Consider the following 15,136-nt stretch of genomic DNA (forward strand, 5'->3'; position numbering starts at 1 on the left):
CGCCTGCCGCTCACAAAACATCCTGACGCCCGGCGAAAGTCAGCGGCTGCGCTCGACGCGACCGCCGGAGCGGGCCAAATAGCCGGAGCCACTTTCACACAGCAAGCCTTCACGCTGCACTGCCGGCAAGGCATCCAGCCCATCGCGCAAGGCATAGGCAGTGAAACCCAGTTGCGCCAGCAAAAACACCGCACTGGCACTGCGCTTACCACTGTCGCAGTAGCACAGGTATGTCCGCCCCTTGTCCAGCAGACGCGCCTTCAGGCGCAACAACTGCAGCGGCATATGCAAGGACTCCAGCGCATGGGCACCCTGGTATTCCTCTTGCAACCGCACATCCAGCCACTGTGCGCCGGAGGCCAGCAAACGCGCCGCCTCACCGAGCGAAACCTCGTCCACCACAGGGGCCTTGAGCAAGGCAAAGAAATCCTGACGAGCCAGGCGCAGCACCACGCCATCTTCCAGCAGGGTTACCGTGGCGTTGCGCGGACTGTCGCCAAGTAAGGCCTCCTCGCCAAAACAGGCGCCCACCTCCAACTCCGCCAACACTTGATGAGCGCTACCGGCGCCGCGAATCACTTCGGCACGGCCACTGTAGAGAAAATAACAACAGTCGCCGACCTCGCCCTCGCGTAACACGGTGCTACCTGCTGACAGTTCGAGACGCTGCAAACGCCCAAGCATGCTGCGCACATTGGACGGCGGTACCTTGGCGAACAACGGATTGTCCAGCAGGCGCTCCAACCACTCCACGTCCTCATCCTGGTGACCAAGCTCCAACAGTAAATCCTGATACGCCAGGCGCCAGGTCAATAGCCGGTTGAGGGTCGCACTGTCCAACGCCAGCACGCTGGCATCGGTCAAGGCTCGCGCCTCATGTCGGCGCGGCAGGCTGGGCGACAACGGATGGCAACTGGCTGCGCTGCCAGCGAGCACGTTCTCGCGCTGACCATCGAGCGCCTGCAAGGACAACTCGCCAGCCAACAGGTAGTAAGTCAGGCGCGCTTGATCGCCTTGACGAAACAGCAGCTGCCCCGCCAATACCGGTTGCGGCACCAATTGACCGCGCAGCTCGCGCCACTGCTGTTCGGACAGCATATTGAGCGGCGTCAGGCTGCGTAACTGCTCGGGATTCAGGGGTTCACTCATGGAAATATCCAGGCTCCGCGGGTCACGTCTCGAGATTGCCAGCCAACGGGGCGAGACACGCCTGCTCATGTTTGCGCAGCGCCGCGGTACGACCCTGCAGGCCGCCAGTATGGACGAATACCAACCGGCTACCAGGTGCAAAGTAACCAGCCTCGACTTGCCGACGCAATGCCATTAACGCCTTCCCGGTATACACAGGCTCCAAAGGCACAGCACTCCCTGCTTCGCTCGCCCAGAGAAACTGCACCAACTCGCTATCGACCTTGGCAAAGCCACCACGTGCAGCGTCCAGCAGGTGGTAGCCACGATCGGCCACTCCCGCCGCCTGCAAAACACGCTGCACCTGTTGCGCCACCCCATGGTCGGCCGGCACCGCCACGGCGCCATAAACGGGGTGGGCGTTCGCCTCGCCGAGGACCAACCCCGCCAAGGTGGTACCCGTGCCAACCGCCAACCACCAACCGTCATAATCCGCCCAGCCAAGCGTGGCCAGCTGCTCACGCACTAGAGCCACCAGGCCGACACAGCCCAACGCCCCGACTAGACCGCCGCCGCCTTCAGCCACGGGATACAGGGCCGGGTAGCGTTCACCCCACTCATCCCAGAATCCCGGCCGATGCCGCGCGCGATAACCGCCATAGCCCAGCCAGTGCAGCTGCATGCCAAACGCCAGCAAGTCGCGCACTGTCGGCGTGTCCTGCGCGGTACCGCGCAGCAAGCCCACGGTTGGGAAGTTGAAACGCCGCCCTGCGACAGCCAAGGCATGCAAGTGATTGGAGTGTGCCCCGCCCAGGCTGATCAAGCCATCAGCCCCGACAGCGGCGGCCGCCTGCACATGCGGGGCGAGCTTGAACCATTTGTTGCCGCTGATCAGCGGATCGATCAGGTCCAGACGCAGCACCGCCACCTCAAGACCGGCTGACGTCAGCCAATCGAGGGTCAAACGCTCGAGCGGTGCCCGAGGCGTCCAGTCAGGGGAGATCAGTGACAAGGCTTAGCCGACAGTGCGCAAACGACTACTGGCCTTATGCCGCGCGCAGCAATTGGAGTCGCCCAGGGTAAAGCGGCTGGGGGTATCGACACGGTCGATCGGAATGGCGCAACGGCCACCGCTAGTCAGCGAAGCCTCGCATGTCGGTTGCTGATAGTGCGCCAGCCAGTGGCGGTATTGCGCCTCGGAGACGAAGCACTTGGCCGCCGCATAAGCCATGGGGTTGTCCTGATAACTGGCGATATCCTGCAAGGGAATGGTCAGGTGCCCGGCCCCAGGATGGTAGACCACGAACACCACACCCAACTTGGCGAGACGCTCGAGAATCTGCTCACCACCCTGGCTGGCCAGCGCATCGCACTCGCGCTTGAGTCGCGCGATCTCCTCCTGCGACTGAGCCTCTTGCTCATTGCGATAGGCCAACTCGACATCACGCAAGACCACTTGCTCTTTGTACTCGACCACTGCCGACGCGATTTTCGCCTGCATCTCGCTCTCGAACTGCATGCGCAGAACATCGCTCTCGCTACGGCCATGCTGCTCCACCTCGCGCAGCTGCAGGGTCATTTCTTCGCGGGAGGCTTGCAGGCTGGCCGCCTGTTCGGCCAACTGCGTCTTGAGCGTGGCGTTGAGCTCTTCCTGCTGGCGCAACGCCTGGTGCAGGCCGTGAATCTGCGCCTGGAGACTATTGTTGCGTTCCTCATTGGCCAGTTTGTACTTAGCCAACTCCTCTTCGTGCTGCTGACTCAGACTGCTGATGCGTAAACGCTGCTGCTTGATCAGCTGCGCCGTTTTCAGGCGGTGCTCATGGTCCACCTTTTCCGCGGCCTTGGTCGCACCTTCCTTGGACGGATCGGACGCATACCACTTGTCATCCGAGGCCATCTGCAGGCGCTCTGGCGCAAGTGACTGGATGCTCTCGTCGTCGACCAGCAGACCCAGCTTGTTGCGCTTGGCCGCATCGCGCAGCAGCACTAGGTCATTCTTGCCTGGCGCCAAACTCGGGTCCCACAAGTGCATTTGATGCCAGGACACCGGGCACTGGCTCCGGCAAGCCAGGCGAATCGGTCCGGCGCCGAGATCGGGACCACGCCCAGCACGCTCGGCCAGATGCTGTAACGGAATATTCCAGCCCTTGTCCGGCGCACCTTTCTCATCGAAATCCAGGTAGAAAAACACCGCCGCCCTGATCATCAACCGCGGATTGATCATCACAAAGGCCACGCGCATCTGCTGATCGGCGAACTCCGGCATGCCCACCACGCCATCCAGCAAGGCTTCGAACTCGGGGAAAAACATCTCCTTGCAGATGCCGCCACGCTCATTGAAGAACATCACGGCCTCAACAATCTGCGGCTTATTCTGCATGCTCATCGTTTTCCCTCTAGGCCAACACGGTGTAATCCGTTCCGTCGGGTGACACTCCTGACAGGACAGGCTAACCCTGTAGCCCAGGCGCCGCTCCTTTATTCAGGCAAGTCTAGGGGAAAAACCAACGCCAGCAATGTGACTGGGTTGGCAGTCGGCATGCCGACCAGCCCAAGCAGGCTGCCGGCATGACGAAACTGTGATGGGCTTGGTACAGCGGGCTAGCTGGTTTTAGCGGACAGGAAGGGCGCCAGGCGTCGGCCCATTTCCTCTCCCAGGGCTTGCAGGCCACTCATCGGCCGGATCATCACCTCAAACTCGACAATCTTGCCGTCTGCGTCGAAGCGAATCATGTCGATGCCTTTCAACTCGCGCTCGCCCACCTTGGCACTGAACTCCAGGACAACACTCAAGCCATCGCCGCTGCTCAGCTCGCGATGGTAGGCGAAGCCCTCGAACACCTTAAATACCGTATTGAGGATCAGCGACACCATCGGCGCCCCCTCATAGGGTTTGAAGGCCATGGGTGAGCGAAATACCGCCTGCGGGTGCAACAGCTCCGGTAGCGCACGCAGATCGCCGGCAATCAACATCGCATGCCACCTATCCAGTGCTTCTGCAACCGGAGGCTGCACCGTTAACGCTGTAGACATGAGCGACGCTCCTATTAGAGTTCTGCGGCCAACCGCGAGCCCTGGTTGATGGCACGCTTGGCGTCCAGCTCTGCCGCCACATCGGCACCACCGATCAGGTGCACGCTCTGGCCAGCGGCAATCAGCTCGTCATGCAGTTCGCGCAGCGGATCCTGACCGGCACACACGATCACCGTATCGACCGGCAGCACCTGTGGCTCGCCCTCGGCGATGCGAATATGCAGCCCTTGGTCATCGACCTTGAGGTATTCGACGCTGTTGAGCATCTGCACCTGCTTGTTCTTCAGCCCGGCACGGTGGATCCAACCGGTAGTCTTGCCCAGACCATCGCCGACCTTGGACTTCTTGCGCTGCAGCAGGAACACCTGGCGCGCCGGCGCATGCGGCTCGGCCTTGATCCCGGCGACGCCGCCGCGAGCCTGCAGGTCGACGTCGATGCCCCACTCCTTCCAGAACGCCTCGCGACTCAGGCTGGTGGCTTCGCCCTGGTGGATAATGAACTCGGACACGTCGAAGCCGATACCGCCAGCGCCGATCACCGCGACCCGCTGACCGACCGGCTTGCGCTCGAGGATTGCGTCCAGGTAATTGATCACCTTGGCATGCTCGATGCCAGGAATCTCCGGGGTGCGCGGTGCGATGCCGGTGGCCAGAATCACCTCATCGAAGCCACCCTGGCTCAACTCATCGCCACTGACGCGGGTATTCAGACGCAGATCGACCCCGGTGGTTTCCAGCTTGCGCTTGAAGTAGCGCAGGGTTTCGAAAAACTCTTCCTTACCCGGCACGCGCTTGGCGACATTGAACTGACCACCGATTTCACTGGCCGAATCGAACAGAGTCACCTGATGCCCACGCTCGGCCGCCACCGTGGCGGCAGCAAGACCGGCGGGACCGGCGCCAACCACGGCAATTTTCTTGACCAGGACGGTCGCAATGTAATTCAGCTCAGTCTCATGACAGGCGCGCGGATTGACCAGGCAGCTGGTCAGCTTGCCGCCGAAGGTATGATCCAGGCAGGCCTGATTGCAGCCGATGCAGGTGTTGATCTCATCACTGCGACCCTCGGCCGCCTTGTTGACGAAGTCCGGGTCGGCGAGGAACGGACGGGCCATGGACACCATGTCGGCGTCGCCTTCGGCCAGTACCTGCTCGGCGATTTCCGGGGTATTGATGCGGTTGGTGGTGATCAGCGGAATCTTGATCTCGCCGCGCAGCTTGGCGGTCACTTTGGTGAAGGCCGCACGCGGCACCTTGGTGGCGATGGTCGGAATCCGCGCCTCGTGCCAGCCGATACCGGTATTGATCAGGGTCGCGCCGGCCTGCTCGATGGCCTTGGCCAGCAGCACGATCTCATCCCAGGCGCTGCCGCCTTCGACCAGATCGAGCATCGACAGGCGATAGATGATGATGAAATTCGGGCCAACCGCCTCGCGCACGCGGCGAACGATTTCCAGCGGCAGACGCATACGGTTCTCGTAGCTGCCACCCCAGCGATCGCTGCGATGATTAGTGTGGGCGGCGAGGAACTGGTTGATGAAGTAGCCTTCCGACCCCATGATCTCGACGCCGTCATAGCCGGCCTGTTGCGCCAGACTGGAGCAATTGACGAAGTCCTGGATCTGCTTCTCGATGCCTTGCTCGTCCAGCTCTCGGGGCTTGAACGGGTTGATCGGCGCCTGAATGGCACTTGGCGCCACAGACTTGGGGCTGTAGGCATAACGCCCGGCATGCAGAATCTGCATACAGATCTTGCCACCCGATTCATGCACCGCCTGGGTGACAATCTTGTGCTTCTCAGCCTCCTCCACGGTAGTCAGCTTGGCCGCACCGGAGTAAACCCCACCCTCTTCATTCGGGCCAATACCACCGGTCACCATCAGACCGACACCGCCACGGGCGCGCTCGGCGAAGTAGGCCGCCATGCGCTCGAAACCACCTGGTTTCTCTTCCAGACCGGTGTGCATCGAGCCCATCAGGGTGCGATTCTTCAACGTGGTGAAGCCCAGATCCAACGGAGCGAGCAGGTGCGGGTAATGAGTGGTCATGGCGTTCTCCACATCGAGCTTATGCATTTCACGGAATGCCGTGGTCTCAACTGGACCGCGGTCGGTATGCACTCAACAATATAGAGCCTGCCCAAGCGCCTCAATGATCATAAATAACAAACAGCTAACCTAAATGAACAGCAGACTTGGCAAGAACCATCCATCTGCCTACCCTGTAGCCATGATGCGTAAAGTCTCGATAGTCCTCTTCACACTGGTGGTCAGCGGCTGCCTGACGGCGTTCCTGATATGGGCCGAGCGGCGTCCCGACGCGCACTATTTGTCCGATCTGCGCAGCACCATTAGCAGCGAGCCGGCCCCAGCACAGGTGCGCGGCAATCTGCTGCTGATCCGCCCGCAACTCTACCCGTTGGATTACCAAAGCCCGGCGCACCTGCGCCTGAAGCTTGCAGCCGCACTGGACAATGCCCGGCAGACCGGCCTGCTCGGCCCGGGCACGCTGGTGGCACTGCCCGAGCATATCGGCACCTGGCTGCTGGCGCGCGGCGAGAAGACCGAGTTCTATCGGGCTCTCAACCGTAAGGAAGTGCGCAACTGGTTGCTGCTTGGCAATCCGCTACTAGCGGTCAAGGCACTGCTGATGAATCTTGATGCCGAACGTCTGGACGAGGCGCTGCTGCGCATGAAAGCCGAGCAGATGGCCGAGGATTACCAGCAACTGTTTGCCGGACTCGCCCGCGAGTACCAGGTCACTCTGCTAGCGGGCTCGATCCTGCTACCCGAGCCGCGCCTAGAGGATGGTCAGTTGCGCAGCGGCGATGGCCCACTGCGCACGCTCAGCCTGGTTTTCTCCCCGGAAGGCACAATCCAGGGCGAGCCGTACTACGAGCCTTGGCCCCGACAATCAGACACCAGCGCGCCGCAACGCCTTAGCGCCGGCGACATGACCTATATCGTTGAGCGCGACTGGCGCCCCGGCTACCCGCAGAGCCGATTGCGCCTAGCCGACAGCGACAAGCCGAGTCAGGCCCTGTTCCTGCGCGGCAAATTGGGCTGGCCGATTGGCGGAGCGCCTCGCGAGGTCCAGCTGACCCCCCAGCAAGTCCAACAGAGCAGCCAGGCGCCGGGCAGCCATCTGCTGAACACCTGGGTTGGCGCCGAATGAAACCGCAACGGGTTCGCCTCGGCGATCTATCGGTAGGCTTCGTTTTCAGTCTGGCCGATGCCATGCGCCACCTCGACCAAGACCCGCTGCCGCTTTTTGCCCAGTACGACCTCGATGCGGCTCGTCTGGCCGAACCCAGGGCGCGCCTGTCCATCCCGCGTTATATGCGCCTCGGCCACGCGGCCATTCAGCAAACCGGCGAGCCCGGCCTGGGCCTGCTCATGGGTCGCCAAAGCCGCCTGAGCCAGGCGGGTCTGGCGGGCGTCACTGCCGCTCAAGCACCCACTGTGCGCGAGGCGGCGCGGACCCTGACTCGCTTCGAACCGCTGTACGCCTCCAACTACCGCGGGCAATCGAGCCTGCACGAAGACGCCAAGGGTGCCTGGTTACGCTTTTATTCGATCAGTCCCTACAACGCCTACAACCACTTCGTGGTCGACTCGGTACTGGCCAGTTGGACGCAACAATTGGGCAGCCTGGCCAGACAGCGCCTACCGGTGGAGAAAGTCGAGATTGAATTCCCGGCACCCAGCTATGCCACCGATTATTCAGAGTCCTTCGACTGTCCCGTGGAATTCGCGGCCGCACACAATCAATTGCGCCTGAGCCACGCCACGCTCAACCTACGCAACCCCGAACACTGCCCGACTACTTGGCGCCAGCTCCTGGAAATCTGCGAGCGAGAGCTGGAGCAGCTGACTCGCACCCGCAGTCTGCAAGAGCGCGTCATCCAACTGCTCGGCCCCCTGCTACATGGACGCGAGCCCGATTTACAGGAAGTCGCCGCCCGTCTGCACCTACCGCCCTGGACGCTCAGGCGCAAACTGGCGGAAGAAGGCACGCAGTTCCGCACCATTCTCAACGAAACTCGCCGCGACCTGGCCATGGCGTATATTCGCGACACCGAACTGGCATTCGGTGAGATCGCCTACCTGCTCGGGTTTTCTTCGGCCGAAGCCTTTCAGCGCGCCTTTAAACGCTGGAACCAGCAGACCCCAGGCGAGTTTCGTCGTATCCAGCGCACCCCAGGTGCAATTGCCTGACACGCCACAAAACGTAGCCCGCCCCTTACAGCTCGGTGGCGTCCTCCACTGGCTCAGGCAGATCCTGCTCAAGCGCGCGATACTCAAGGAGCTCTTCTTGGTAATCATCCATTGGACGGTCCTCTTTAATTAACCCGCATGGCCAGATAGACAGCATGCAGGCAGTTTAAAAAGCGCAGATGACCGATAGATGACCGATAGATGACAATAAATCGCAGACAATAAAAAACCCTCAGGTATTACTACCTGAGGGTTTCGTATATGGCGCAGCGGACGGGACTCGAACCCGCGACCCCCGGCGTGACAGGCCGGTATTCTAACCAACTGAACTACCGCTGCGTATCTCTTGGACTTGCGTCCGTTGAACTCTGCTTACTCGGGTAGAACCAACCAATTTGGCGGTTCCCACCTCATGCCAAGAATAAACCTGACATGTAAAATATGGCGCAGCGGACGGGACTCGAACCCGCGACCCCCGGCGTGACAGGCCGGTATTCTAACCAACTGAACTACCGCTGCGCATTGACCGGACTGACGCCCGACCTCGTAAAGTAATGGTGGGTGATGACGGGATCGAACCGCCGACCCTCTGCTTGTAAGGCAGATGCTCTCCCAGCTGAGCTAATCACCCATTGCTTTGCGAAGGCGCGCAATTTACGTCGAGGCCTCACCTAAGTCAATACTCTGCTTCAGTTTTTTCTGAAAACAGAACAAATACTTGGATGCGCCACGAGCAACGATAAAGCAACGCTGGCCCAACCTCATGAATACCCTCGCGCGGCCATCGAGGGCAAGGACAGCATTAGGAATATCGACAGGGCATCTCCAGGCTCGTCCAGCACCTGAGACACCCGATTAAAACCTCACACGCAAACTCAAGCGCGCCGCCACCCGATTTCCCTCGTCGCGGTCCAGGCCGGCCTCGACGATCTGCACCCCCTGCTGCTCGAGCACGGCGAACCAGCGTAACAACTGCGCGAAGGGCGCCGACTGCACGCTAACCTGCAACGAGCCATCACTGTCGCTGTCCAGTCGCTCGATCGTCAATCCCTGTTCGGCGGCGCTGGCGGTGACCATGCCTTGCAAGCGCTCAGGATCAAGATGGACCTGCGGTTTAGCGGCCAGACCGCGAGCCAAGGGTGCCTGCGCCTGCATATAGGTATGCAAGGCACGCTGTTGTTCGAAGGCGCTGCGGGCCGCCGCCACTCCTAGCTGAGCCGGCCGCCAGAGCGACAGATAAAGCACCACCAGCAGCAGAAACACCGCCAACAGGCCCAGGGCCAGCCGCTCGCGCATCGCCAAGCCGCGCCAGCGCTGCAACAAGACAGAACTCTGCAGCTGCGCCGCGAACGATTGCCCCGGTTCGCTCAGACTGCTCATGCACCACCCCCGATCACCAAACGCGCGCTCACCCCAGTCGCCTCACGACTGGCCGAGCCCAACTGCACCGCCAATCCAGCCTCCTGCAGGCGCTCGCGCAACCGCTCCAACTCGCTAAAACCCGGCGCCTGTACCTGCAGCGATAAGTCGCCACGGATGTCACTGAAATCCAGTTGTTCAACCTGCACCGACGCCCCCTCCGCCACCATCGCCTGACTCACTTGAGCGAGCATCCCGAGTAGACGACTCTGGCCACTGGCACCACTGGCCACCAGGTGTTGGTCGAATTGGGCACGCAGGTTGACCAGCTTGTGATCATCAGGAAACAGCTCCTGATAGAGAGCCGTGCTGGCCTGTGCGTAGGTGTCGGCTTGGCGCTGAAAATACCAACCCTGAGCCAGGTTGAAGCCCCACTGCAACACCAGCCACAAACCGACCAACCCCAGCAACGGCCGCCAAGCCTGCCAGTAGCCATTGGGTTGACGCGAGGCGAATACGCCCTGCGCCAGATTATTGATAACGGCCTGTTCAGCCAGCCAGCGATAGGGATCGGCGATCGTCACGAACTCGCCCACCGGTTCCGGTGCGGCCTGCTGTTCCGGACTGTAGGCGACATGCGGTGGCGGGCAAACGCCGGCCAGGCTCGGCCAATCCTCCTCCCCCAAGGCCAGGCGCGCCACCTCCGCACCACCGAGCAACCAGCGCGAATGCAACCACAGCAGCTGGGTACCGCCCCGAGGCAACAAGTCGGCATCCAGCGCAATTGTCTGTGGCGGTATCGGACACAAGGCCAACCAACTGGCCAACCACTCGCGGCGCATGGCGAATACCCGATGACGGCCATCTGGCAAGCGCTCGCCCAATGCCAGATGCAGCTGTTCGACATCTTCGGCCAGCAACTCTTCCACGGCGAACGGCAGGGCCTGACGCAGCCAACGCGCCTTCTGCGTTGGCAGCTGCACCGCACAGGCCGTTACCGCCTCCACTGGCAATACCAGGGTCCAGGCACCCCTTACTTCAGCCAGCGCTTCGGCAAATGGCAAACACTGACTGTTTTCACCCTGCACGCACTGCACCGGCATGTCCGCGGATGCCCCGGCGCAGGCCGCAGGGGGCAGAAACACACATAATTGACTCATGGCTCGACTTCCTTGACGGGTACAGGCGGTAAACCGCTTTGCCCCAAATCACGGGCTAAAACATACACCTGACCATCGCTGGCGCGCTGCAAGGTGCTGCGTAAAATCTGACGGCGCTCACCCACAGTCACTTCGCTGAACACCTGAAAATACTGACTGCCCACTGCCAGCCCCTGACTCTGTACGCGCAACCCTGGCAGCTGCGCAAGAAAGCTCGGCACGTCGGGATAACCCTGACTGCCACGCGCAGCGACCAAACCCTCTGCGGTAGCCAGCGGCAGCCCCTCGGCAAGGCTCGCCAACACCCAGGCATTGGCGGTGTTGACGTTCAGCGTTGCATCCTCCGGCAAGGCACTGACAAACGGCAGCAGACGCTGGTAATCGGCCTCGCTCATCTCCAGCAGCAAACGCAATTCCGACACATCGGCCAAACCACGATTGGCTGCACGGTACGCCGGCTGTGCCAGTAAGTATTGATTATCCTCGGCGCCGTAGCCGCCGCTTGGCTCCTGATCGAGGTCCAACCAGTCAAGCAGACGTTCGGCATAGGGCTTATCGATTTGCAGGCTGAGCAACAGACGACGAAATTGCCCCAGCGCCACCTCGTTGACCTGCCCCTTGCGCACCAGGCTGTTGAGGTTGAAGCGACCCGTCGGGTCGTCGATACGTACCCGTAACTCACCGCCTTCATCCAGGGCAAACGGCGCCAGCGGTCGCGCCCAGAGCTCGCCCAGGTGATCCACCGGTGTCCGCGGGTCGCCTTGTTGCAAATCCCGCTGCAGCACCGCCTTGGCCAGGGTCTCGCCACCCAGGGCGTAATGCCAGGCTTGACGCACGTGCAACTGATTGGCACTGCTGCGAATCGCCAGCTGTTGGCGGGCAATCAAACCGGCGCAGACCACCGTGACCACCACCACCACCAGCAGCACGGTGATCAATGCCATGCCTCGTTGCCGCTTCATCGCGAGGACTCCACCGCGGAGTCGGCTGCTGATTCAGGCTCTGTACCCTGATCACCTTGATCCCCCTGATCGGCCCGAGCCGCCTGTTGCAGCTGCTCCGGCAGCACGTCGGGCAAGCGCAGCAAGCGCCGCAACTCGCCGTAATGGCGATGCTCCAGGATCAGTTCGACCGCGTGCGGCAACTCTTCCAGCGCATCGTCACCATGGGTGCCGGGTGGCGGCCAGCTGCCATGCCAAGCGCCGGCACCGTCCAGATAGCGCAAGCGCATCCGTGTCACGCCATCCAGCGCCTGCTGCACTTGGGGCTGACTGTCCTGGGCCTGATCCAGCACATTCCAGTAGCGTCGCTGCCACTGCTCGCCACTCAACTGCCAGCGCACGCGCTGCTCACTGGCCCGCACTCGCCCCAGCGGATTGCGCCAGCCGACCCGGGTCAGTTCCAGTGCCGCGTTATCCCCCTCCTCGCCGAGCAGCGCCGGGCGCGAATCGCCGAAGGGGTCACGCACCGGTCGCACCACCACCTGTAGCACATCGCGTTCGAACGCGGCGATGGCGCGGACCAGTTCGCGCAACTGCAGTTCATGCGCGCGCGTTGCACTGTCGGTGCGCAGCACGCTGTCGAGCATGCGATAAGTCGCGAGCCCCAGCAGGGCAAAGATCGCGATGGCGATCAGCAACTCCAGCAAGGTGAAGCCGCGCGAGCTGTTCATCGTGGCGCCTCGAGAAAACCACTCAAGCTGACCACCGCGCGCTCGCGCAGATCGCCGCTCGGGCCACGCTCGGGTCGCGGCGCCACCCACAGGGTGACCCGGCGCATGCGGGGTTCGCTGGTTGCCTGAATTTCACTCTGCCACTGCCAGCGTCGCCCGGCGAACTCCAGCTCGCCCTGGTCACGCCCCTCGCCCGCTGGGACCTCGGCCAACTGCAGTTCGGTCAAGCGATTATCGGCGATCCACATCGCCAGGGTCTTGTCCTCCAGTCGCGCCGCAGTTTGCAAACTGCGTGCACTCGCTGTCAGAACGCTGGCGGCGACCATGGCGAAGATAGCCAGAGCAACCAGCACTTCGAGCAAGGTAAAACCCCTCGCGCGCTTCATCCGGCATGGGCCTTAGGGCTGTAGACCTCGACTTTTGGCAGGCGAAAACCATCGCTGGACAACTGCAAGCGCAAGCCGTCCTTGCGCCGCTCGCCCAAGCGCAGGAGAAACGGGCTGAGCTCTCCGCTGGAGAGAATCAACAATTGCGGCGCACGGTTTTTCCCGGGGGTTTCGCTGCCGGCGGGCAGTGGCAGTTCGAGCGCCTCACCTTCCAGCTCGACACTCAGCTCGGCCCAGGCCGGCAGGCGATGCGGTTTGTCCGCCAAGGCTTGCCAACGCCCGGAAACAGGGTCGTACTGCAGCACCTGATAGGCCTCCTGAGTCAGCTGTAAGCCATATTCGCGGTTGTCCAGCACCGCCTCCTCGGCCAGCACGCCAATCAAGCCGGCCAAGCGCTCGGCTTCATTGCGCAGCTCGCGGGCCGGACCGGCCAATCCCGTACTGAGCACGGTCAAACCGATCAGGCTGCCGAGAATCACCAGCACCACCAGCAACTCGATCAGGGTAAAGCCCCGCGCCTCACGCATGGCGGGCTATAAGTCCCAGTTACCAATATCGGCATCCAGGTCGCTGCCGCCCTGCTTACCATCGGCGCCAAACGAATAGAGGTCGAACGCACCCTTAGTACCGGGTGCCAGGTACTGATAGACATTGCCCCAGGGATCGACCGGCAGGCGCTTGAGGTAACCGTCCTTACTCCAATTCTTCGCCGGCGGATTACCCGAGGGCTTTTCCACCAAGGCCTCAAGCCCCTGCTGGGTGCTCGGGTAATTGTGGTTATCCAATTTGTACATATCCAAGGCGGCTGACACCGCCTTGATATCGCCCTTGGCGACGGTAACCTTGGCCTGGTCCGGTCGGCTCATCACCTGCGGCACGACCAAGGCGGCGAGAATCCCCAGGATCACCACGACCACCATGATTTCGATCAGCGTAAAACCTGCCTGACGCTTGTTCACCTGCTTACCCCACCAATTGATTGAGAGACAGAATTGGCAGCAGGATGGCCAACACTATGACCAACACCACTGCGCCCATAAAGACCAACATGAATGGCTCGAACAAGCCGACCAGTAACGCTACCTGGGCACTCAGGTCGTTTTCCTGATTGCGCGCCGTACGCGCGAGCATCTGATCCAATTCACCAGAGCGCTCACCACTGGCGATCATGTGCAGCATCATCGGTGGGAACTGCCCACTGGCCTCCAGTGCGCGAGTCAGGCTGCCACCCTCGCGGACTTTCTGCGCGGCCACCACCACCTCGGCACGAATCACCCGGTTGGCAATCACTTCGGCGCCGATACCCAAGGCCTCCACCAGTGGCACCCCGCTCTGCGTAAGAATGGCCAGGGTCGAGGCGAAACGCGCGCAGTCGGTAGCGCGAATCAAGCGCCCCAGCAACGGCAACTGCAACAAGAAGGCGTGCCAACGCACCTTGACTGGCTCTTCACGCAGGGCCCAGCGCGACGTGAAAAAGCCCAGCATCAACACAATCAACGCCAGCCAACCCCAACTCTTGACCCAGTCGCTCAATGCGATCAGCCCCCGGGTCAAGGCGGGCAAGGTTTGCCCGGAATCGACGAACACCCGCACCACATCCGGCACCACATAACCGAGCAGAAAGCCGACGATCAGCAACGAGGCGCACATCAGGATCAGCGGATAAAGCAGGGCCAGTTGAATCTTCTGCCGCGACTGCTGACGCTGCTCGGTGTAATCGGCCAACTGTTCCAGCACCGGCCCCAAGTGCCCGGCGTGCTCACCCGCCGCGACAGTGGCGCGGTACAGATCGGGAAAGGCCGCGGGAAACTCCTTCAGGCTGCTGGCCAGACTCTGGCCTTCCAGTACGCGAGCGCGCACCGCCAACAGCATGCCTTGGATACGCGGCGTGCCGGCCTGAGCCGCCGCGGCGCGCAAGGCTTCTTCGATCGGCAGCGCGGCTTGCACCAGGGTTGCCAGCTGACGGGTCAACAAGGCCAGATCACGCGCCGAGATCCCGCGAGAAAAACTGAAATGCCCGGCGTGATCAGCCTGTTCCCGAGTGCGCGTGGCTTTGACGTCCAACGGCGCCAGTTGCCGCTCGCGCAGCAGTTGGCGTACCTGACGTGCGCTATCGGCCTCGAGCACGCCTTTCTGCTGGCGACCCTTGGGATCGAGGGCGAGGTATTCGAAAGCAGCCAT

The 15,136-nt window shown here is 61.9% G+C and carries 15 protein-coding genes and 3 tRNA genes; 2 read left to right on the forward strand and 16 right to left on the reverse strand.

What is annotated here, in order from left to right; all coding sequences use genetic code 11:
• Positions 1-39: 39 nt before the first annotated feature.
• From FBY03_RS00255 to FBY03_RS00275, 5 genes are all read right to left on the reverse strand, one after another.
• A complete protein-coding gene (locus FBY03_RS00255; RefSeq protein WP_147170182.1) occupies positions 40-1,149 on the reverse strand; it encodes a cyclic nucleotide-binding domain-containing protein in 1,110 nt (369 codons plus the stop codon).
• A gap of 22 nt (positions 1,150-1,171) precedes the next feature.
• A complete protein-coding gene (locus FBY03_RS00260) occupies positions 1,172-2,134 on the reverse strand; it encodes a 1-aminocyclopropane-1-carboxylate deaminase/D-cysteine desulfhydrase (protein WP_147170558.1) in 963 nt (320 codons plus the stop codon).
• Between the two features lie 9 nt (positions 2,135-2,143).
• Complete coding sequence (locus tag FBY03_RS00265; RefSeq protein WP_147170183.1) at positions 2,144-3,514, reverse strand: chromosome partitioning protein ParA; 1,371 nt, start codon at positions 3,512-3,514, stop codon at positions 2,144-2,146.
• 215 nt (positions 3,515-3,729) lie between these two features.
• The gene (locus FBY03_RS00270) at positions 3,730-4,161 is read right to left on the reverse strand and encodes a nuclear transport factor 2 family protein (protein WP_147170185.1); all 432 of its coding nucleotides are present in this window, start codon (positions 4,159-4,161) and stop codon (positions 3,730-3,732) included.
• A gap of 14 nt (positions 4,162-4,175) precedes the next feature.
• The gene (locus tag FBY03_RS00275) at positions 4,176-6,209 is read right to left on the reverse strand and encodes an NADPH-dependent 2,4-dienoyl-CoA reductase (RefSeq protein WP_147170186.1); all 2,034 of its coding nucleotides are present in this window, start codon (positions 6,207-6,209) and stop codon (positions 4,176-4,178) included.
• Positions 6,210-6,342: 133 nt separating this feature from the next.
• Between FBY03_RS00275 and FBY03_RS00280 the strand changes: the two genes are divergently transcribed.
• On the forward strand, positions 6,343-7,335 hold the full coding sequence (locus FBY03_RS00280; protein WP_147170187.1) for a hydrolase: 993 nt from the start codon (positions 6,343-6,345) through the stop codon (positions 7,333-7,335).
• Positions 7,332-8,378, forward strand: a complete 1,047-nt coding sequence (locus tag FBY03_RS00285; protein WP_147170189.1) for an AraC family transcriptional regulator — start codon at positions 7,332-7,334, stop codon at positions 8,376-8,378. Before FBY03_RS00280 ends, FBY03_RS00285 begins: the two co-directional genes overlap by 4 nt.
• Positions 8,379-8,640: 262 nt before the next feature.
• Here the strand turns inward: FBY03_RS00285 and FBY03_RS00290 are convergent.
• The 11 genes from FBY03_RS00290 to xcpS form a co-directional block, all read right to left on the reverse strand.
• Positions 8,641-8,717 (reverse strand) — tRNA-Asp (locus FBY03_RS00290).
• A 103-nt stretch (positions 8,718-8,820) separates the two neighbouring features.
• Positions 8,821-8,897 (reverse strand) — tRNA-Asp (locus tag FBY03_RS00295).
• Positions 8,898-8,933: 36 nt separating this feature from the next.
• A tRNA-Val gene (locus tag FBY03_RS00300) sits at positions 8,934-9,009 on the reverse strand.
• Between the two features lie 224 nt (positions 9,010-9,233).
• The gene (locus FBY03_RS00305) at positions 9,234-9,758 is read right to left on the reverse strand and encodes a type II secretion system protein M (protein ID WP_147170191.1); all 525 of its coding nucleotides are present in this window, start codon (positions 9,756-9,758) and stop codon (positions 9,234-9,236) included.
• A complete protein-coding gene (gspL, locus tag FBY03_RS00310) occupies positions 9,755-10,897 on the reverse strand; it encodes a type II secretion system protein GspL (RefSeq protein ID WP_147170193.1) in 1,143 nt (380 codons plus the stop codon). The genes FBY03_RS00305 and gspL overlap by 4 nt, the downstream gene beginning before the upstream one ends.
• Positions 10,894-11,859, reverse strand: a complete 966-nt coding sequence (gspK, locus tag FBY03_RS00315; protein ID WP_147170194.1) for a type II secretion system minor pseudopilin GspK — start codon at positions 11,857-11,859, stop codon at positions 10,894-10,896. Before gspK ends, gspL begins: the two co-directional genes overlap by 4 nt.
• Positions 11,856-12,569 carry a type II secretion system minor pseudopilin GspJ gene (gene gspJ / locus FBY03_RS00320; protein WP_147170196.1) on the reverse strand — a complete coding sequence of 238 codons (714 nt, stop codon included), beginning with the start codon at positions 12,567-12,569 and terminating at the stop codon, positions 11,856-11,858. The genes gspK and gspJ overlap by 4 nt, the downstream gene beginning before the upstream one ends.
• Positions 12,566-12,955 (reverse strand): type II secretion system minor pseudopilin GspI, encoded by a 390-nt coding sequence (gspI, locus tag FBY03_RS00325; protein ID WP_147170197.1) that lies wholly within the window; start codon positions 12,953-12,955, stop codon positions 12,566-12,568. The genes gspJ and gspI overlap by 4 nt, the downstream gene beginning before the upstream one ends.
• A complete protein-coding gene (gene gspH / locus FBY03_RS00330; protein WP_147170199.1) occupies positions 12,952-13,482 on the reverse strand; it encodes a type II secretion system minor pseudopilin GspH in 531 nt (176 codons plus the stop codon). The genes gspI and gspH overlap by 4 nt, the downstream gene beginning before the upstream one ends.
• A gap of 6 nt (positions 13,483-13,488) precedes the next feature.
• Positions 13,489-13,914, reverse strand: coding sequence for a type II secretion system major pseudopilin GspG (gene gspG / locus FBY03_RS00335; RefSeq protein WP_147170200.1), 426 nt, complete (start codon positions 13,912-13,914; stop codon positions 13,489-13,491).
• A 4-nt stretch (positions 13,915-13,918) separates the two neighbouring features.
• Positions 13,919-15,136 carry a GspF family T2SS innner membrane protein variant XcpS gene (gene xcpS, locus FBY03_RS00340; RefSeq protein ID WP_147170202.1) on the reverse strand — a complete coding sequence of 406 codons (1,218 nt, stop codon included), beginning with the start codon at positions 15,134-15,136 and terminating at the stop codon, positions 13,919-13,921.

Source organism: Pseudomonas sp. SJZ079 (genome assembly GCF_007993865.1).
GTDB lineage: Bacteria > Pseudomonadota > Gammaproteobacteria > Pseudomonadales > Pseudomonadaceae > Aquipseudomonas.